Below are 19,174 nucleotides of genomic sequence, written 5' to 3' on the forward strand. Positions count from 1 at the left end.
GTATGGCGATATTTATTCCGTGACAGCATGTTCAATACATGGTATGATAAGATATAACTATTGTTTATGCGTCCATAGCTCAGTAGGATAGAGCGGTGGTTTCCTAAACCATGTGTCGTGGGTTCGATTCCCTCTGGGCGCACCATTGAAAATACATTGACCATGCGGTTTAAAAAGCATTGACATGCTAAACGTTGCTTGGTAATGAAAGAGATGCTGGCAGAATATTCTGCCGGCGTTTTTTTGTGCCTGCAAGGAATGCCACTGCAGAAACGCTGGTTACCTGGTTGTTTTAGCGCATAACTGCGCGTTGCTGGACAGCCTTGCGTTCCTGTGAGCTGCCGTTTTAATGGGTGAAACCACAGTGGAGCAGGGGTTCGATCGGACGGCACCTGTCTGCGTGTTCTTTTTAACGGCCTTTATTGCCGTTCTCGCTGCGATCTTTGGCTGGCACGCACTCGTTGTAAACCGTCGGCGGCTTCTTTATATCCGGCGCGCGCCGCTTTTTCATATAGCTCTTCACTTATTTGGAGATTTTGCTCTACACCCAGTCCACGTTCATATAAACTTGCTAGCGCCGCCATGGCGGGCGCTGCGATGATATCTTCGCGTTTGGCGGCTTCTTTATACCAATGGTATGCCAGCTGAACATTTTGCTTGGTGCCTGTGCCGGTTTCATAGCAGCGGCCAAGGTAGTACATGCTGGTAATATCTCCGTTTTCGGCGCCTTTCATGAAATACGTAAACGCTTGTTTGGTCCTTGCCTTCATTTTCCGGTCGCTAAGCGATAATAATCCCAAATAACGAGCCGCTTTTTTATCGCCTTGTTTATCCGCTTTCGTAAAGGCGGCCCAAGCCTTAACGGCATCTTTGGGTGCGCCGTTTTCACCGTTAAAGTAGTTCTTTCCCGTTTCTAAATACTGTCTGGCCTCTTTTTTTAACGCCAGTTGCCTCTGCCGTTTAGCTTCGAATTTGCCGGACGCGGTCGCCGATACGGGTCTTCCCGATTTAGTCTGATTGAACAGCCAATCGCGGATGCCTTCAATGGTATAAGCCACAGACCAGGTATAGGTATGGCTGCCGTTTTTAAATACGGAATAATTTATGGTTGCCCCTTTGGCTTCCATGTCCGCCACGTATTGTGCGAAGGTGGCGGCATCGGCGGTGCTGTCCCACAAATATGGCGAAGTCGCCACCTTTCCGCCTGCCTGCCGCCACTTGGAAACAGCTTCGTTCATACTCGGATACGCTTTGGTGTCTCCTTCTGAAACAAGGATCCATAAATTCTTATGCAGCAAGGCGTTCATCTCATCTGTATTCCACTGACAAGCTACGAGGTACTGAGCTGCAAATAGATCCGGGTATCGGTCGCTGATGGCAATGTTGGCCATGCCGCCCTGGGATTGACCTGTACCGTAAATACGATCTTTATCGACAGGATATGTGGAAATGATGTTTTTCAGTAAATTGGTAATCAGTGTCAATCCTGGTGTCCATTTATTTTCATCTGTAGTCATCATTCCCAAAGAGTTGACCAGGTCTTCGGAGTATTGCGGCGCGACTACGATCGCCTGATGTTTCCGTTGTTCTTCCGCTGTAGCCCAAATGGTGGCGCCGTTGCCTTGGAATAGAGGCGTACGGTCGTTGTTAATATTGGCGCTCGCATCGGCGATAAAGAAAACCAAAGGATATTTTTGCTGCGGTGTATAGTTTTCCGGCAAAAATACAGTATAGCTGATCGTGCTTTTTGTTTCGTTATCCGTATAATGTTTGATGATAAATTTATCAATAATAGAGCTTGTCGCCGTTTCTGCTTTCATGACTTCCGTACTGGCGGGATATATTGTACCGTCTGTACCTCTGATATTTTTGACTTGTACTACGGAAGCCGTGAGTACCGGCGCCGTCCGGTCGGAATGAAGCGGAGCGTCCGCTTTCTCATTTTCTGCCTTTTTCGGTTTTTTGGGCCCCTGCTTGTCTAAGGGGGATAATGTATTTTTAGTGACCAAATCGACGATGACATACTTGCCGTCTTCGTGTTTATTTCCTGTTTTCGGTTCTACATTGGTATACACGTCGGCCACTTGATGATCGGCAACTTGGAAAGCATCTGCCGCAACGGAAGTATGATCAATGCTGAAGGGATACTGGATGGCTAAAGCTTCAATTTTTTCTCCGTCGCCATATACATTGGGAATCATCACTACCGGCTCTGCTGCAACGCTGCAGGTCGTCATCGCGCCAAGGAGGCACAATAATAAATAGGTTTTCGTTTTTATGCGCATAAAGTCCTCTTTTCTGCAATTTTGCCATATGGCCATACATTGCTCTAACAGATAATGGAAACAGCCGCGCGTATCGTTGCTGCTTCGGTGTTTTCGTTACATGCTGCGGCCGCCGGCCGGCAGCGATCTCCTTAACGAAAGAAATCACCGATGTCCTCACCGTTGCGGCGTATTGGTATTCGCGACATCGTGCGACGGTTGGTTGCCGTGTCCAATTGTCCCATGCGGGCGTAGCCCAAGACAAGGATAGCGGCGGCAATAAGCCTGCTCCGGTCGTCACGGCGCACGATCGTCGTACTTGCACAGGCTGTTGGCGGTTTTGCTGCATATCGCCTCCCAGTAGTAAAGGGATTACGTTTATTTTACTACATTTATGAACCGTTTATCTATATGACCATCTTAGTCAGGCGGAAGATTCGGTTTAATTTTGATCTCACCATCGGTAACGGGAGGAGAGAGCGCGTCTTATTAGCGCAGATGTTGATACGGAAGACACCGTTAAACGGTATTCCGCGCCGCTATTATCCGTGATTTTTTTCGAGTGCTGTCTCCCGGTCCACATGGTGTAAATAAAAGGTAACGGTTGCTTCAGGGTTAGAGATAGGGATTGCAATCCTGTCTTTTTTTATGGACCGGAAATCGGCAGAACAGTTGGTAATGAACCGCGGTAAAGAGGAGGTGCGAACCAATTCGTCGAATTCAAATTGATTATTTTGAACTAAAAACTTTGAAGAAGGCATGTATTCCCGGCAGAGACTGTCCCAGAAGCCGATTTCACTGCGCAGCAAAAAATTATAACCGTTTATTTCTTCAAAGGAGACTTCTGATCGGTTGGCCAATTCATGGCCAGGCCTGACGGAGATAAACAGTTTTTCTGTCAGCAACGGTTCCATCTTGTAGTTACCGTTTTCTAACGGAAAAGGCAAAATTGCTAAATTGATTTGACCGTTCTTTATTTCCGAAAGGATATCTTCCACTTGGCTTATCTGATGAGAGATGATTTTTTGCGGATAAATAGCAGAGAGGCGCGGGAGAATATTCCATAAGGGCATCGGGGCACAAGCGGAAATATAAATTGTCTTTTGCGCCTGATCGAAACGCTGTACATCTTGGATTGCCGTTTCTGCTGTGCGCAGAATTATCTGTGCCGCGCGGACCGCTTTTTTGCCGGTTTCATTCAGCGCGATCTTATTGACGCTGCGGGTAAATAAGGGGACGCCGAAACTCTCTTCGTAAAATACAAGCATGAAACGAAGGGTTGCTTTCAGAGGAGGAATTTACCATGGAATATGTAACGCTGAATAACGGAATTAAAATGCCGAAGTTAGGGTATGGGGTATATCAAACGCCGGCTGAAGAAACGCAAAGGGCCGTAGCAGATGCCATCCGTATAGGCTATCGCAGTATCGATACGGCGCAGGCTTATCAGAACGAATCCGGTGTGGGACGGGCGTTGGCCGCATCGGGGTTACCTCGGGAAGAGTTTTTTATTACGACCAAGGTTTGGATTACGAATGCAGGGTATGAAAAAGCCAGCAATTCCATTCAGGAGTCACTCGAGAAATTACAAAGTCCGTATATCGATTTGTTGCTCATTCACCAGCCCTTTGGCGATTATTACGGAACCTACAGAGCGATGGAAGAAGCCGTAAAAAAAGGACAGGTCCGAGCGATCGGCGTATCTAATTTCGCGCCGGACAGATTTATTGACATGCAGCATTTCGCGCAAATAAAACCGGCCGTCAATCAAATAGAAACCCATGTTTTTCAGCAGCAAAAAGTGGCGCGACGATATTTGAAAAAATATCAATGTCAGATCGAATCATGGGGGCCCTTTGCAGAAGGGAGAAATGATTTCTTCACCAATCCGGCGTTACAGGACATTGGTCAACGATATCACAAGACGGTTGCTCAGGTGGCGCTTCGGTTTTTATTGCAACGGGATGTTGTCGTTATTCCCAAATCCGTTCATAAGGACAGGATGGAAGAGAATTTCAACGTCTTTGATTTCACCTTGTCTGACGGCGATATGGCGGCCATTGGTGCCTTGGATCGGGCTCAAAGCCTTTTCTTTAGCCACGCAGATCCGGAAACGGTAGAGTGGTTCATGTCGCGAGTTTAACGGCGCGCTAAGATAGAAAATCTTTTCAGGCGTAAGCGATACTCTCTTTGTTTAAGACCGCCTTTGGCGGAAATATGAATAAAGAGAGTATTTTTATCGCCTGAAAGGAGAAAGGTCCTTTGGTTCTCAGAAAGGATGATGATTTAGATTTATATGGAAAAATTCACGTCTAAAACAGCGGAAGTTATGTTTTTAATCGTCCTAAGCGCTTTTATGGCAGTCAATTCTCTCGCGACAGATGTCTATCTGCCGGCTTTACCGGTGATGGCCGGAGAGCTGGGGGCCGGCTCGGAGTTTACGATTACAGGATATTTGCTGGGATTTATGATAGCGCAGCTGGTTTGGGGGCCTATCAGTGATAAGATTGGGAGAATTAAGCCTTTAATCGCAGGTTCCGTTATTTTTGTTTTAGGAACTGTCGGCTGCGCAATGTCCACATCCATGCCCGAGCTTGTATGCTGGCGTGTATTTCAAGCGACAGGCGCCTGTGTCGGTCCCATGTTATCGCGGGCGATGATCAGAGATGTCTGTACAGCAAAGGAAGCGGCCGATAAACTGTCGTTAGTGACGATGATCATGGCCGTTGCGCCGATTGCCGGACCTTTGCTGGGCGGCATCATTGTCGTCACGTTCTCATGGCAAATGATTTTTTATGCCGTTGCTTGTATTGGCGCGGCGATTGGCTTGATGATTCATGTCCTTCCTGAAACCTTGCCCGAAAACAGGCGGCAAAGTACATCTATGCGCCATGTTTTTAACATATACGGCATATTGATAAAAGATTTTACGTTTATGAAATACACCTTATGCATAGCGATGTTCTACATGGCCGCCTACGCGGTAATAGCAGGTACGCCGTTCATGTACATTACATATTATGGCATATCTGAGGTATATTACGGATTGCTGTTCGGCTTAAATGTTATCGGCGTTATGGTCGTCAGTTTTTTCAATCGCCACCTCTTACGCCTGTATACGCTGGATGTTTTGTTGAAATATTCTACGGGCATAGCGTCGCTGGCTGTTGTGTTACTGGTCTTTTTCGTGAAAACAACACTGTTAGGCGTTTACGGTGTTGTCGGGGCGATTATCCTGATGTTTTCCATGAACGGGATCATTGCCGCTTGTTCAACGGCGGCGGCGTTGGACCATGTCGGCGATAAGGCCGGAACCGCAGCGGCGCTGATCGGATCGCTGCAATACGGCAGCGGCATTGTTTCAACGTTTTTTCTCGGTCTGATTAATAATCATACGCCTTGGCCAATGCTTACGGTAATCGTTGCCGGTATCTTCTGCTGCACGATATTGGCATGGATGCCGCAAGGAAGGCAGCCATCTACCGTCCGTGTACTGAAGACGTGACAATCGGCGTAGCAGACGCTTGTCAATACGGATACGTCGGGGTTGCCGGTAAAAAAAGAAGAGGACGGTCAGTACTCTATGGGAACCGTGAGGGCGATTGCGTGACGGCAAGTCTCGCTGTCGCCTTTTTCTTGGCGTCGAATAGGTATGATACCTTCCGGTTTATTTGTGGTAAGTAGGATTCATTAAAGTAAAAAGAAAACGCCCATGATAAAATATAAAAGGTTCGTCAATCACTGGCAAATGGCAATGCAAGTATTACATTATATTTGTGCTAAGTATTGCATACAAGTCAGCTATGGACAAATTAAAGAAGATATAGGAAAAACATTGAGATTACTTTGCAATCGAAGGCAAGCTAGTTAATTGAAGGGAAAGACTACATGGATTATATTCATATCTTAATAACGATTCCACTACATCTTAGTGTATCCTAATTCATAGGTATTTAGAGTAAAAGTTATCTGCTGATTTTTGACCATCTTGCGGACTTAAAGTACAAATATAGGAATTAACGATTTTGGTGTCGAGGCTATTACGTGGATACGGTGGAAAATAAGAAGGAGTTATTAAGGAATATATGAATCCGTTTGTGGGTAGTAAAAATAGGCAAAGAAAGGGCCCTTGAGAGGAAGCGCTGCCAGTAGTAACCGTGTGATTGCTAGATGTTTATTTAGTACGTTCTTTAGAGTGCTACTACAAGAGGTAGGCTCTTATAGGGCCCGAGCTCTCTAGTACTACTGACTGTTATGATTTTTTATTAAGAAGTGTAGGTTTGTTAAACATAATGTCACACATTAAGGTAAAAAGAACGCAGGCTATTACAGTGCTTTGGTGGATCATTTCGTAGACTTCGTTCCGTTATCAGTCTAAATGGTATGAATAGGGAATGAAAAAATGGCACGGGATCACTTGCGGGCGGCCCGAGTCACAGCGTAAGCAAGAATCGATAGACGAAAACGGATGTTTTGTGTTAAGCTGTTCATGAGGCAGTCTCTTTTGTGATTGTTTTTTATTAGCGTTTAAAGCATAACATAAAGGAAGAGCTCTTTCTTTACTAACCGGTGTACCATATGTATTGTTATAATCCAATATCTTTTTTTGTTAAGAAGATACTATGAAAACGTAAGGAGATGGAGTAAAATACAATGTATAGATAAAAAAGTTTGAAATTTCATTTTAATTACAATAAAAAAACGAGGAAAACTTAAAAAAAGACAGCGCTGTGCCGATGGAATGATTCGGGATGATTAACCGGTTCTGATTGAGGCAGTCCGGTACAACAGGTTGATGCGAAGCCGCCCTTCTTGTGGACTGCTTATTTCTGCCGTCGTTTCGTAATTGGCCGGACCGTTATCTGCCGGTCAGGCACTGAGGATAAACAGGCGTTTTTATACCGATGAGGGGAGGACAAGACATGGCTAAAATCGTAGTGATGCCCCAGTTGGGGCTGACGGTGACACAGGGAAAGATCGGCGCATGGCTCAAGGGCGAAGGCGATATGGTGCGTGCCGGCGAAGAGCTGGTCGTTGTCGAATCGGCGGGAGCGACCAATACTATTCAGGCGAGAGATGATGAAGCAGGGTATTTGCTGAAAATCCTTGTTTCTGACGGCGAAGTGGCAGCAACCTCGGCGCCGCTTGCCGTTATCGGAGAAAAAGGCGAAGATATCGGGGCGCTGTTGCAGCGCAGCGGCATTTTGTTGAATGACGGCGCTGTGGCGGCGTCGGACGTGGTCTCGGATCAGGTGGAATATCAGGGCATTGAAGCGATTCCCGGCAAAGTGTCGCCCATGGCAGCCAAGTTGGCGAAGGACCTGCATGTCGATGTCGATGTCCTTTATCACGGACGGCGTGTCATGGAGGCGGACGTCAAGGAGGCGGCCATGGCGAAGGCGACGGAAGATACGGTAAAAGCGGCGAAAAAGGTGACGGAAGATAAGACGAAGGTTGCGCCGCGGCGGCAGACGATTGCCGAAAACATGGTGGCCTCATGGCAGACTTCGCCGGTTATTACATATAATCACAGCGTCGATGTGACGGCAATCAAGGAGATGCGTCGCAAGTTGAACGAGAGTATGCAGGGCGCCGTCCGGATCCAGTACAATCATATACTGATGTATGTCGTGACGAAGGCCTTGCAGGATTTTCCCGATGTGAACGCCAGCTTCGAAGACAATATGCTGACCCGGCATCGTTACATCAATATGGGATTGGCCGTAGCCAAAGATGATGGTCTGATTATTCCCAATGTTAAGAATTGTGAACAGCGGACACTGACGGACCTTGCCAACGAGGCGGCACGGCTCGTTGCCGCCGTGCGCAATGAGCAGATCGGTGTCGACGATATCAGCGGCGGCACCTTTACCATTACGAATTTAGGCGCGTACGGCATTACTTCGTTCAGTCCGATTATCAATCAGCCGGAATTGGCTATTCTCGGGGTCTGTGCCATTGTGGATACGCCAGTCAGAAGCGTTGGCGGAGAAATCATTTTCAAGCCGTTGATGAACCTTTCCCTGACGGCGGATCCCCGCGTTATTGACGGTATGATGGCGGCGAAGTTCTTGGATCGGATCGCTGAATTGCTGGAAAATCCATGGCTTCTCTTAGCGTAGGAACGGCGGGAATTGGAGGTGTTGACATGAGTGATACGAAAAGACGAATTGTTGTTATCGGCGGCGGGCCTGGCGGTTATGTGGCGGCGATCCGCGCGGCGCAAATGGGTTCGGCTGTTACCCTGATCGAACGGGAGCGTATTGGCGGGACCTGTGTGAATATCGGTTGCATTTCGACGAAATGCCTGCTCCACAGCGCCGAATTGCTGGAAGCGATGCGCAAGGAAGGACCTGCCGTCGGCATTAAAGCGGATAATCTGTCCGTCGATTTTGGACAGGTCATGAACCATAAAAATGATATTGCCAAAAAGATGGGAGACAGTATTCGTTCCCTACTGGCAAGCTATGGCATTGATATCGTCGAAGGGGCGGCAGCCTTCACCGGTCCCGGCAAATTGGTCCTGAAAAAAGTTGACGGCACGACGGAGCGGATGAAGGGCGACGCGTTTATTATCGCAACGGGGTCGATAAATGATGTGCCGCCTATCCCGGGGTTGAAGGAGTCGCCGTATTGTCTCGATTCGACCGGCGCCTTGGCACTGACAGAGCTGCCGTCGTCCATGATTGTTATCGGCGGCGGCGTTATCGGGATGGAGATCGCCTGTGCCTACGCCGCATTCGGAACGCAAGTCGACGTTGTCGAAGCGGCGGAACAGGTTTTGCCGATGCTGGATTCGGATATTACGGATATCGCCGTCAAGAATATGGAGAAAATAGGCGTTCGCTTTCATGTTGCCTCTCCCGTACAGTCCATTGAAGGAAATCGCGTTTGTTGTAAACGCGCCGACGGTACGGAACTGACGCTGCAAGCGGATAAGATTTTGGTGGCGACCGGGCGCAAGGCCAATACGGCCGATCTTGATCTGGACGCTTGCGGGATCAAGCATATACGGGGCCAAATTATCGTGACGGACAGTATGGAAACGAACATTTTCAATGTGTACGCTATCGGGGACTGTGTTTTCGATAAAGTGCGGCTCGCGCATACGGCGTCGGCCATGGGAGAGGTGGCGGCGGAAACGGCTTGCGGCCATCGCGTTTACTATAACGAAACGACGAATCCGACTTGTGTATACGTTGCGCCGGAAGCGGCCGTTGTCGGTTTGACGGAAAAGGATGCAAAGGCGCAGGGAATTGAATATCTTGTCGGCACGTTCCCGATCATGGGCAACGGCAAGGCGATGATCCTGAACGGCGGCGAAGGGTTGGTCAAGATATTGACGACGCCGAAGTACAAGAAGATCCTGGGAATGCAGATCATCGGTCCGCGGGCAACGGATCTGATCAGCGAAGGTGCGCTGGCGATTCGTCTGGAAGCGACGGTAGACGAATTGATTTCCACCATTCATTCACATCCGACGGTGACGGAAGCAGTGCGGGAAGCCGCGTTGGATGTATTGAACAGAACGATTCACATGCCGCCGAAGAAATGACGGAGAAAAAAATACGGACAGTTCTCAAGGAGAGCTGTCCGTATTTTTTTTCGTCTTAAGAGGCAATCGTGATGCGTTTTATATCCTCAGGATAAGACCGTCTTTTCAAAAACGCACGTCCCAGCTGCAAAATCCGTTGACAATGGACATATGTTTGCGTTATAGTTGAAAGGCAAACTCTTCATTTCGCCGTTTTCGCGGCAGCGTCCTGCTGTCGGCGGGTTTTCTGGTTGGCTAAGCCTTTGCGGTGAGCAGGCGGCTTTACGAAGATGGAGGGACGATACGCGTGTGCCGGGACCTTGTTTTCACAAATGCAAGGGCAATATAAAAGGCCTGTGCAAAAATGGGCATTTATTATATTTAGCAGTACATGAAAGACACTCTGTTTCCATGAAAGGATGATGAAGAATGACGGACAGTAATTCGACAAGTGTGAAGACGGCGGAAGTTGGTGGTTTTTTAGGTTGGATCGAGCGGATAGGAAATAAAATTCCCGATATAACGATGCTGTTTATTGCCGCCTTTTTTATTACGTGTATTATTTCGGCAGCGTTATCGCAGGTCACGTTTTCCTATGTAAATCCGGCGAACGGTAAAGTTATTGAAATTAATAATATGTTAAGCGGAACCGCCTTGGTCACGTTAATGACGAAAATGGTTCAAAACTACGTGTCTTTCCCGCCGCTGGGCATGGTCATTGTCGCGACCTTAGGGATCGGCATTGCCGACGGATCCGGGTTCATTAATACGGGACTCAAAAAGATTTTATCTGTTACGCCTAAATTTTTGCTGACGCCCATTGTCATCGTCGTAGGCATGTTGAGTCATATCGCGCCGGATAGCGGGTACATGATTATTATCCCTATTGCGGCATATTTGTTTTACGCGTCCGGAAAACACCCGCTGGCAGGTGTGGCGGCGTCCTTTGCCGGTATTGCCGGCGCGTTTGCGGCAAACTATACGCCTTCGGCTATTGATCCCGTTATACAGGGATTTACTCAATTGGCGGCTCAGATTATTGATCCGGCTTATGAAGTTAATGTGTTATGCAATTACTTTTTTGCTTTCGGATCTACGTTTGCCGTCATCCTTTCCTGTTGGTGGGTTACGGAAAAGATAACGGAACCTTGGTGCCGGAAAGCGTGTCCGCTTAATGAAGATATGGATCTTTCGAGCGAAGAATTGACGGTAATCACGCCAAGAGAAAATAAAGCTTTTTATGTGGCCAGCTTCGTTCTGATCGCTATGTTGGTGGGTCTGGCAGTCGCTTTGCTGCCGGAGAATTCCATTCTGCGGGATCCTGCCGGCAATATAGCCAGTTTTAAAGCGCCTGTTATGCAGTCTATCGTTGCGATCATATTCTTGCTTTTTGCCGTTACCGGTATCGTGTATGGCGTGATTAGCGGTAAGTTCAGAAGCTCCCAGGATTTTACGCACTCCATGGAAGAAATAACCAAGACCTTGATTCAGCTTATCGTCTTTTATTTTTTTGCGGCTCAATTCATGTATGCCTTCGGCGCTTCTAACTTGGGAGCCTTGTTGGCCGTATCGGGAGCGGAGTTTTTGAAATCCTTGGCCTTGCCGCCGCAAGTTACGGTTTTTGGCGTCATTGTATTTGTTGCGTTCCTGAACTTGATTATTACCTCGGCTTCGGCAAAGTGGGCTATTTTGGCGCCCATCTTCGTGCCTATGCTGATGTCTGTCGGTATTGCGCCCGAATTGACGCAATGCGCGTTTCGTGTCAGTGATTCGGCTGTCAACGTTTGCACGCCGATGTTTGCCTTTTATCCGCTGATCATTATTTATTGCCAGAAATTTTGCAAGAACACCGGCGTCGGGACGTTGAGCAGTCTGATGCTGCCCTATACGGTCGCGCTGTTGATCGTCTTAACCATCATGTTGTATTTGTTCTGGGGCTTAGGCATTCCTCTCGGATTCCAAGCCGATTATAGTTATCCGCGCAGCATGTTCTAAGGATTGGATAGGAGAGAAACAGATGAATTCGATAGAAAACAGGTTACGGAATCGTTTTTGGAAATATGTGCAAATTCCCTCTCAAAGTAAGTTCAATGGTGGGAGCAAAGTGCCCAGCACGGCGTCGCAATGGGATATGGTGAAGACCTTGCGCGATGAATGCGCGTCGTTGGGTGTTGTTGATTTGGAAATCAGCCCGTATGGCGTTTTGACTGGGAAATTGCCGGCCAATGTGCCGGACGGCAGCGCGGCCGTCATTCCGGCTGTCGGGTTTTGTGCGCACGTAGATACGGTAGATGTCGATCTTTCCCCGCTGGTACGGCCTAAGCTAACGGAAACATACGATGGAAAGGACATTGTCCTGAATCAGGACGCCCACATCGTCATGAAGGTGGAAGAACATCCGGAACTGCTGCCGTACGTCGGTCAGGATATCATTACTTCCGATGGGACGAGCGTTCTCGGCGCAGATAATAAAGCGGCCATCGCCAATATTATGACGGCTTTGGAAACGTTGTCCGCCGATCGGACGATATATCATGGCGATATATATGTTGCATTTGTCCCCGATGAAGAGTGCGGACTTTTCGGCTCCAAGAATATGGACTATGAAAAATTCCCTGTCGATTTCGCGTATACGATAGACTCCTGCGAAGTGGGAGAAGTGGTATATGAAACGTTTAATGCCGGTTCGGCGGAAGTGACGATTTACGGCGTTTCGGCTCATCCGATGAGTGCAAAAGGCGTATTGGTCAACCCGACATTATTGGCGTGTGATTTTGTCAATATGTTTGACAGAAGGGAGACGCCGGAGTGCACGGAAGGGAAAGAAGGGTATATATGGTGTCAACAGATAGAGTCCAATCAATCCAAAGCGGTAGTTCATCTGAATATCAGAGATCATCATAAGGACAAATACGAAGAAAAGAAGGAGCGGATTTTACGGCATGTAGAAACGTTGCGATCACGAGAACCGCGTGCAACCGTGGAATGCGTAATAAGCGATACGTATGGGAATATTGCCGATGCCGTTACTGATGAAAACCATAAGGCGATAGACTACATTTATGCGGCAATGAAGGAATTGCATATTACGCCTAAGACAATTGCCATGCGAGGCGGTACGGACGGCTCCTTCATTTCTACCAAGGGGATTTTGACGCCGAATTACTTTACCGGTGCGTTGAACTTCCATTCCAAATACGAATTCCTGCCCGTTCAAAGTCTGAAGAAATCATACGATATGACGATGAAATTAATTGAATTGATTTATCAAGGAGCGTAAACGGTATCGGGGCGATGGGCGAAACAGGTTTACAGGGCCTGGCGTCGGCAGCGGCTGCCGGGTCCTGTTTTTCCTTTCCGCCATCTGCCTTACCGAGCGGTTGGCGGCGTGGCTGTTGGGAAGCGATGATCATTTAAGCGGGCGGCGAAGCGGTCTGATCGCTTCAGGCGTGCAGCTATATGACGGCCATGCGCTTCCAAGGCACTTGAACTGTTTCGGGTTTAATAGGATAATAGAGGTAGCAAACAGCGTGTCCGGCAGCTTATGATAAAAGCGGCCAATGCACCGTATTGAATGCAATAAGGGAGTTTCCGTACAAGGGGGCGGTCTGATGCAGTACAAGGTAAAGGTTACGGTCATTGACAAGAAGTTATACCCTAATTTGCAGGAGGCCTATTGCGCCGATCCCGATGCCGGTGTCTGTCCTTGTTATAATGTGGGCGATGTGTTCCTCTTTGAGCGGTACGGGACGCAGGATGATTTCTGGCGTATGGGGATTCGTTCGTTACAACAGAGTATTGCCGACGAGAATACCGTTGCCGGCGGTCCGGTAAAACCGCATTGTTCGGAGGCATGGGATGCCATTTCACGGTACATTTATACGGGCCTGCAGGGCGGCGCTGTCATGCGCGGCTGGATGAAGGACGAACATATCATGATCGCCTGTTGTTCTGACGGGACACGGCCTGTTATTTTCAAGATAGAGCGCCTCGATTACAAGGTCATGAAGCTGCAGTTTTTTGATTACATGTCGAATGCGGCTGTTGCTGATTTGCGTACTGCCGTCATGGCCGTTTCCGGTGTTTTCGACGTGGCGGTACGGCGTGATAAGCATTTCGTTGAAGTGTATATGGACCGGAATCATGAGGTGGCCGATGACGTTTTGAAAGCGTCTTTAGGGGCATACGATATCAGCCTGATCGAGTAGCGGAAAATCGGTTTTTCGAAAATGGCGGCAGCAGGTGCGCATCCGTTTTACTGCCGTGCAGGCTGTGGCCGTTTCGTTCAACTTCAGGGGGCGCGATGCCGTCGGAGCGGCGTCTGACGCGGCAAGTTTACGTGGCCCGTGTTGCTCGAAAGGTAAAGAAAAATAGAAAAATCCGGCTAGTTGCCGGTAACAAAAGACCTATGGCACGGGTTCTGTCGTGTCCATAGGTCTTTTGTTGCCGACGCGCTTATCGAAGCAGTGCGCCGGAGATAACCATTTGCTGTACTTGCGTCGTGCCTTCGTAAATCTGTGTGATCTTGGCGTCGCGCATGTAGCGTTCAACCGGATATTCCCGAGTGAATCCGTAGCCGCCGAAAATCTGTACGGCGTCGGTTGTTACCTGCATGGCCACGTCGGAGGCCACCTTTTTGGCGATAGCGGCATCCATGCTGTACGAGCCTCCCTGATTCATACTGTAGGCCGCTTTGTAAACGAGATAACGGGCGGCTTCAATCTTAGCTTTCATATCGGCCAGGAGAAAGCTGACTGCTTGAAATTTCGCAATCGGTTTGCCGAACTGCACCCGTTCGGTGGCATAGGTGAGCGCGTGGTGAAAGGCGCCTTCGGCAATGCCGAGCGCCTGTGCGCCGACGCCGACGCGGCCGCCGTCAAGGGTCATCATGGCGATTTTGAATCCTTCCCCTTCTTTGCCGAGGAGATGGGCTGCCGGAATTTTGACATCTTGGAAGATTAACTCGCGTTGGACGGAGCCGTGAATTCCCATTTTTACTTCTTTTTTGCCGTACGTGAAGCCGGGCGTTCCTTTTTCCACGATAAAAGCGCTCATGCCTTTGGCGCCTTTGGTCTTGTCCGTAGCCGCGAAGACAACGGTGATTTCCGCTTCGCCGCCATTCGTATTGAAAACCTTGGAACCGTTCAAAATATAAGAATCACCGTCTTTGACGGCTGTCGTAGAGCCGTTCAGCGCATCGGTACCGGCATTCGGTTCGGTCAGGCCGAAGGCGCCCAGTTTTTCACCGCTTGCCAAGGGTTTTAAAAATTTCTGTTTCTGTTCTTCCGTCCCGAATTTCCAAATCGGCCAGGAGCAAAGCGTTGTGTGTACTTCGAAACTCAGGCCGATAGACGGATCTGTCTTGGAAATTTCTTCGCATGCCATCGCCATGCTGAGAAAGTCTGCGCCGACGCCGCCGTATTCCTCTTCATAAGGAATGCCGAGCAGGCCGAGTTCGCCCATTTCGTCGATCAGCTTGCGGTCGAAAACCTCTTTTTCGTCCCGTTCTTTGACTGTCGGCGCCAGGCGCTTTTCCGCAAAGTCGGCGGCTAATTTTACGATATCCTGATCCAGTTCTCTTACAGCAAAATCCATAATACACTCCTCCTTACGTATGTGCGTCAATTTAGATACACCGGTATGTCCGGTTTACGCCGCATCGGTCAAAGTATTTCCGAGAAGGCTTGAAGGCGGGTACGGACCTGTTCCAGTGACGGAGATTCGAGGTCGACGTCGATTACCGTATAACGAAGGCCCGCTTCTTCAAATTCGGTTTTGTAAATGGGGTAGTCGAATTCTTCGGGATCACAAAAACGCATCATGCAGATGACGACGGCGTCTGCGTCGCATTTTTTGGCCATGTCGATGATCATCTGGCCGCGCGGCTTGTCGGTATTCATCGCCAGCGGGCAGCCGTCGAAATCCTGCCACCATTGTGCCAGCTGTTCCAGCGGATCAATGCCGGCAGGAACGTCGTTGCGATATTGCCTGGATTCCTGTGCCAGATCGTCGGCGACGACGGCGATGTTGAATTCGCTGAAGATATCGAGAAATTCATTCGGTTCGGCCATGATGCCGGAAAGAATAACCTTTTTTCCTTTCCAGGGCTGTACCGGTTCTTTTTTTACGGCATCGATGAGTTGGCGCAGGAGCGCTGTATGTTCGGCTTTATCCATAAACCAGCGGGCTTTGATAACGGCATGGCGTTTGGTCGGTGTGAAAATTTGCGGGTACTGCGCGGCAATGTCGCAGAATTCACGCATTGTGCGGCGGTTTTCGTTATAAATATGAATGGCCTTTTGCAAGGCCAGGTCGCTGATCTTGACTTGCAGAATCCGTTCCAGTTCGCGGCGGACATGGGCGTATTCGGCTTTCAAAAAGTCGACGGCGGCGCGGATCTTACGGTTCTGGGGCTGTGTAAAGACGATGACCGGCGCTTTGCCGTGCCATTTTTGACTCATGCAGCGGAGCGTGTCGCAAGGCACGGAGAAGAGAACGGCGTCGAGGCAGTCATAGGTGCCGTTGAGTTGTAATTCCATATCGGCCTGCATCAGCGAACAGGCAAAGGGCGGCAGATAGGTTCGCGCGGCGGCGATTGCCGGCTTTTGCGCGCCGAACATGCCGACAGGGAGATAGCCGGCGGCATAGACGATTTCTTCGGGGGCATAGTAGGGCATGACGCCGACGAGCCCTTTGCCGGTATTCCGCTTATAGGACAAGACGGCAGCTTGCGGGTGGTTTGATATAGTTTCCAATTTGCTGATAAGTTCATCAATGTGGTTCATTAGTGATTTCCTCCTTGTGCTTTTTGATCGGCCATCATTTCGGCTAAGGCTTCGACGCGCGTATCAAACTGCGCTTCGTTGAAATTGCGCGGATCGGTCTGGTCACCGTCAAAAATGACATAGGGAACGCCGAGATTTTTCTGCACGCGTTGACCGCCTTCGTTGTTCAGGAGGCTCATGTTTTTGCAGCTCCGGTTCTGATGTATGATGAGTCCGTCGCATTTACCGTCACGGACGACTTGTTCCAGCACTTCGCCGCGCCGTTCGAGACAACAATTGATATAGGTGCGCGTATAGGCTTCGGCCATCGATTCGAGATTGCCCGGTTCGTAAGAAACATCCCACATGCCGGGATAGGCGGAACCGGTCATCAGCGATCCCTTGCCCTTTAACTCTTTGAACGTATGTCCCAAGGCGATCCAGACAGCGATGCCTTCCCAGGTTATACGGCTTTTTTCGTTATCGCCGAAAGCCCATTTCTGTTGGGAGACTTTTTCTTCCAGTTCCTTGACTAATTTTGTGAACGTAATTTCCGCATAGTCGAGAGAACGGGCGGCGACGGCGAGTCCCATGAAGTTGAAGAGGTCAAAACCGTTTAACGGAGACGGTTTGTATTGTAAGAAAGACGCGATTTTATTCCAGGCGGCGATGGATCGCTGCGTCTGCTTTTGTACTTCAAAGAATTTGTCGTAGTCAAAAGGACGGCCGCAGATCGCTTCCAACTGGGTGATAGCATGTTTGAATTCCCCGACGATGTAGTCTTTGGCGTGCTGTGTGACAGGGTATTCATGGTTGAAAGGGACATCGATGGTGATCAGGGTGATATGTAGTTCTTTGGCCAGATTTTCATACCACTTCAACAAGGTGTTGCAAATGTTATTGCATGTAATGATGAGGTCCGGCAAGGGCACGGCGGAAGCCGGGGAGTTCTTCAGTTTTTCCGGCGTTTTGCCGGTCATGGCCTGCTGTTTCAGCAATTCCATATAGCCCATATTAACGCGGCAATAGGAACAGATATCCTGATTGTAGCCTTTGTTTTCGGCGACTTCCAGCATATCAGGGGCGCCGTGACGGGCGCCGATGCCGGCGGCGTGCGTTTCGGGATAAACCATGGCGATATCCATGGCTACGCAGAATTCCGGCGGGGCAACGGAGGCGGACCAGCAAACGAGACGCCCTTCTTTCTTCGCGTTGCGCGCGTCTTCATCCAACTTAGGCAGAAAGTAGCCGAGGGCGTCTTTGGCGCTCATGGTTTTCAAATTTACAGCGGTATCTTCACTCATGACAATCTCTCCTTTAATGATGCAATGATTGGAACGGGTTTGCCGTTTCACGATTGATGGGGGCAACGGTCTGGACGAATTCTACGAGAATTCCGTTGTTGTAGCTGGGGCGCATAAAATTGACGATAATATCGTCCGTCCCTTGGACTGCGGCTTTTTCCAACATTTTATAGCCTTGCGCTTCGTATTCGCGCCGCGTTTCTTCGACGTCTTCCACTTCAAAGGCCAGATGGGCAATGCCGCCTTTACCGTGGTTGAATTCACAGAGAACGCCTTCGTGAGGAATGATGAATTCAATGGGACTGCTGTTTTCTCCCTTTGTCGTGAAAATGAGATCGGCATGGTAGGCTTGGACGTAACCGGAATAATCGATTTCCAGTCCCATGCGATTGATAAATTCTTCCGCATCTTGCAGTGTCGGAAGAACGATTCCGACGTGATGCATGCGTAACGGTTTTTTCATAGTGATTGACTTCCTTTCGTAAGTAAACTGTAAAGCCGTGTTAGCCGCGGACTTGCTTTTCATAGGCCATCAGGGCGGCGCCGAGAGCGCCGACAACTTGCGGATGAGGGGCGACGCTTACGGGTATGCCCAGTTCTTTGGTGATAGCGTCGACGAGTCCGGCATCGCGGGCGCCGCCGCCGGTCATGGTCAGTTCGGTACCGACGCCGACGCGACGGACAAGGGCACAGGCCTTACTGGCAATGGAAAAATGGACGCCGGCGACGATATCTTCTTTCGGGATATTTTTGGACAGCAGGGAAATGACTTCTGATTCGGCAAAAACGGTACAGGTGCTGCTGACCCTTGCCGGTGTTTTAGATTTGAAGTACCAGGCGCCCATGTCGGCCATGGGGATTTCGAGAACTCGCGACATGACGTCCAGGAAGCGGCCCGTACCGGCGGCGCATTTGTCATTCATGGCAAATTGCATGACCAGTCCTTGCCCGTTCAGTTTGATCGCCTTTACATCCTGGCCGCCGATATCCAGGATCGTCGTGGTTTTCGGACTTTCAAACAAGGCGCCTTTGGCATGACAGGTGATTTCGCTGACTTCGCCGTCGGCTTCTGCGACGTTGAAGCGGCCGTAGCCGGTAGCAATGACGCCGTTCATATCCTCCAAGGTCAGATTCGATTCGGCGAATAGCGCTTTCAGCACCTTTTCCGGGCCGGCAGAACCGGTACCGGTTTCAACTACTTTTTCACTGATGATCGTCTTGCCGTCTTTGAGCAAGACGGCCTTTGAAGAGGAAGAACCGATATCAATGCCAAGTGTGTACATGGTGGAATCTCCTTATTTTTTTAGT

At 49.2% G+C, this 19,174-nt stretch carries 15 protein-coding genes and 1 tRNA gene; 8 read left to right on the forward strand and 8 right to left on the reverse strand.

The genetic code is table 11. From position 1 onward, the window contains the following. Window positions 1–68: 68 nt before the first annotated feature. A tRNA-Arg gene (locus HMPREF1250_RS00755) sits at window positions 69–145 on the forward strand. A 274-nt stretch (window positions 146–419) separates the two neighbouring features. On the opposite strand, the gene HMPREF1250_RS10800 is transcribed toward HMPREF1250_RS00755, so the two are convergent. The 3 genes from HMPREF1250_RS10800 to HMPREF1250_RS00765 all read right to left on the reverse strand — a co-directional run bounded on the left by HMPREF1250_RS10800 (window position 420) and on the right by HMPREF1250_RS00765 (window position 3,532). Further along, complete coding sequence (locus HMPREF1250_RS10800) at window positions 420–2,285, reverse strand: alpha/beta hydrolase-fold protein (protein ID WP_023052618.1); 1,866 nt, start codon at window positions 2,283–2,285, stop codon at window positions 420–422. Window positions 2,286–2,416: 131 nt separating this feature from the next. Continuing rightward, window positions 2,417–2,572: a hypothetical protein gene (locus HMPREF1250_RS11485; RefSeq protein ID WP_155914474.1), complete on the reverse strand. Its 156-nt coding sequence runs from the start codon at window positions 2,570–2,572 to the stop codon at window positions 2,417–2,419. A gap of 234 nt (window positions 2,573–2,806) precedes the next feature. Then, window positions 2,807–3,532, reverse strand: a complete 726-nt coding sequence (locus tag HMPREF1250_RS00765; protein WP_023052593.1) for a LysR family transcriptional regulator — start codon at window positions 3,530–3,532, stop codon at window positions 2,807–2,809. A 35-nt stretch (window positions 3,533–3,567) separates the two neighbouring features. On the opposite strand from HMPREF1250_RS00765, the gene HMPREF1250_RS00770 reads away from it, so the two are divergent. The 7 genes from HMPREF1250_RS00770 to HMPREF1250_RS00800 all read left to right on the forward strand — a co-directional run bounded on the left by HMPREF1250_RS00770 (window position 3,568) and on the right by HMPREF1250_RS00800 (window position 14,006). Then, window positions 3,568–4,407, forward strand: a complete 840-nt coding sequence (locus HMPREF1250_RS00770) for an aldo/keto reductase (RefSeq protein WP_023052617.1) — start codon at window positions 3,568–3,570, stop codon at window positions 4,405–4,407. 186 nt (window positions 4,408–4,593) lie between these two features. Next, a complete protein-coding gene (locus HMPREF1250_RS00775; protein ID WP_036242208.1) occupies window positions 4,594–5,769 on the forward strand; it encodes a multidrug effflux MFS transporter in 1,176 nt (391 codons plus the stop codon). A gap of 1,417 nt (window positions 5,770–7,186) precedes the next feature. Further along, entirely contained in the window at window positions 7,187–8,386 is a 1,200-nt protein-coding gene (locus HMPREF1250_RS00780) for a dihydrolipoamide acetyltransferase family protein (protein WP_023052685.1), read from the forward strand. A gap of 26 nt (window positions 8,387–8,412) precedes the next feature. Then, entirely contained in the window at window positions 8,413–9,819 is a 1,407-nt protein-coding gene (gene lpdA, locus HMPREF1250_RS00785) for a dihydrolipoyl dehydrogenase (protein ID WP_023052684.1), read from the forward strand. Window positions 9,820–10,227: 408 nt separating this feature from the next. Beyond that, window positions 10,228–11,793: an AbgT family transporter gene (locus HMPREF1250_RS00790; protein WP_023052654.1), complete on the forward strand. Its 1,566-nt coding sequence runs from the start codon at window positions 10,228–10,230 to the stop codon at window positions 11,791–11,793. 22 nt (window positions 11,794–11,815) lie between these two features. After that, window positions 11,816–13,078: a peptidase T gene (pepT, locus tag HMPREF1250_RS00795; RefSeq protein ID WP_023052674.1), complete on the forward strand. Its 1,263-nt coding sequence runs from the start codon at window positions 11,816–11,818 to the stop codon at window positions 13,076–13,078. 331 nt (window positions 13,079–13,409) lie between these two features. Further along, entirely contained in the window at window positions 13,410–14,006 is a 597-nt protein-coding gene (locus HMPREF1250_RS00800; RefSeq protein ID WP_036242143.1) for a TIGR04076 family protein, read from the forward strand. 247 nt (window positions 14,007–14,253) lie between these two features. Here HMPREF1250_RS00800 and HMPREF1250_RS00805 read toward each other — a convergent pair whose 3' ends face one another. The 5 genes from HMPREF1250_RS00805 to HMPREF1250_RS00825 all read right to left on the reverse strand — a co-directional run bounded on the left by HMPREF1250_RS00805 (window position 14,254) and on the right by HMPREF1250_RS00825 (window position 19,149). After that, window positions 14,254–15,393 carry an acyl-CoA dehydrogenase gene (locus tag HMPREF1250_RS00805; protein ID WP_023052606.1) on the reverse strand — a complete coding sequence of 380 codons (1,140 nt, stop codon included), beginning with the start codon at window positions 15,391–15,393 and terminating at the stop codon, window positions 14,254–14,256. 68 nt (window positions 15,394–15,461) lie between these two features. Continuing rightward, window positions 15,462–16,583 (reverse strand): 2-hydroxyacyl-CoA dehydratase subunit D, encoded by a 1,122-nt coding sequence (locus HMPREF1250_RS00810; protein WP_023052678.1) that lies wholly within the window; start codon window positions 16,581–16,583, stop codon window positions 15,462–15,464. Beyond that, window positions 16,583–17,866, reverse strand: coding sequence for a 2-hydroxyacyl-CoA dehydratase subunit D (locus HMPREF1250_RS00815; protein WP_023052686.1), 1,284 nt, complete (start codon window positions 17,864–17,866; stop codon window positions 16,583–16,585). The genes HMPREF1250_RS00810 and HMPREF1250_RS00815 overlap by 1 nt, the downstream gene beginning before the upstream one ends. A 13-nt stretch (window positions 17,867–17,879) precedes the next feature. Further along, a complete protein-coding gene (locus HMPREF1250_RS00820; RefSeq protein WP_023052671.1) occupies window positions 17,880–18,329 on the reverse strand; it encodes a VOC family protein in 450 nt (149 codons plus the stop codon). A gap of 40 nt (window positions 18,330–18,369) precedes the next feature. Beyond that, window positions 18,370–19,149, reverse strand: coding sequence for an acyl-CoA dehydratase activase (locus HMPREF1250_RS00825; RefSeq protein ID WP_023052679.1), 780 nt, complete (start codon window positions 19,147–19,149; stop codon window positions 18,370–18,372). Window positions 19,150–19,174 lie beyond the last annotated feature (25 nt).

Source organism: Megasphaera vaginalis (ex Srinivasan et al. 2021), from assembly GCF_000478965.1.
Taxonomy (GTDB): Bacteria; Bacillota; Negativicutes; order Veillonellales; family Megasphaeraceae; genus Megasphaera; species Megasphaera vaginalis.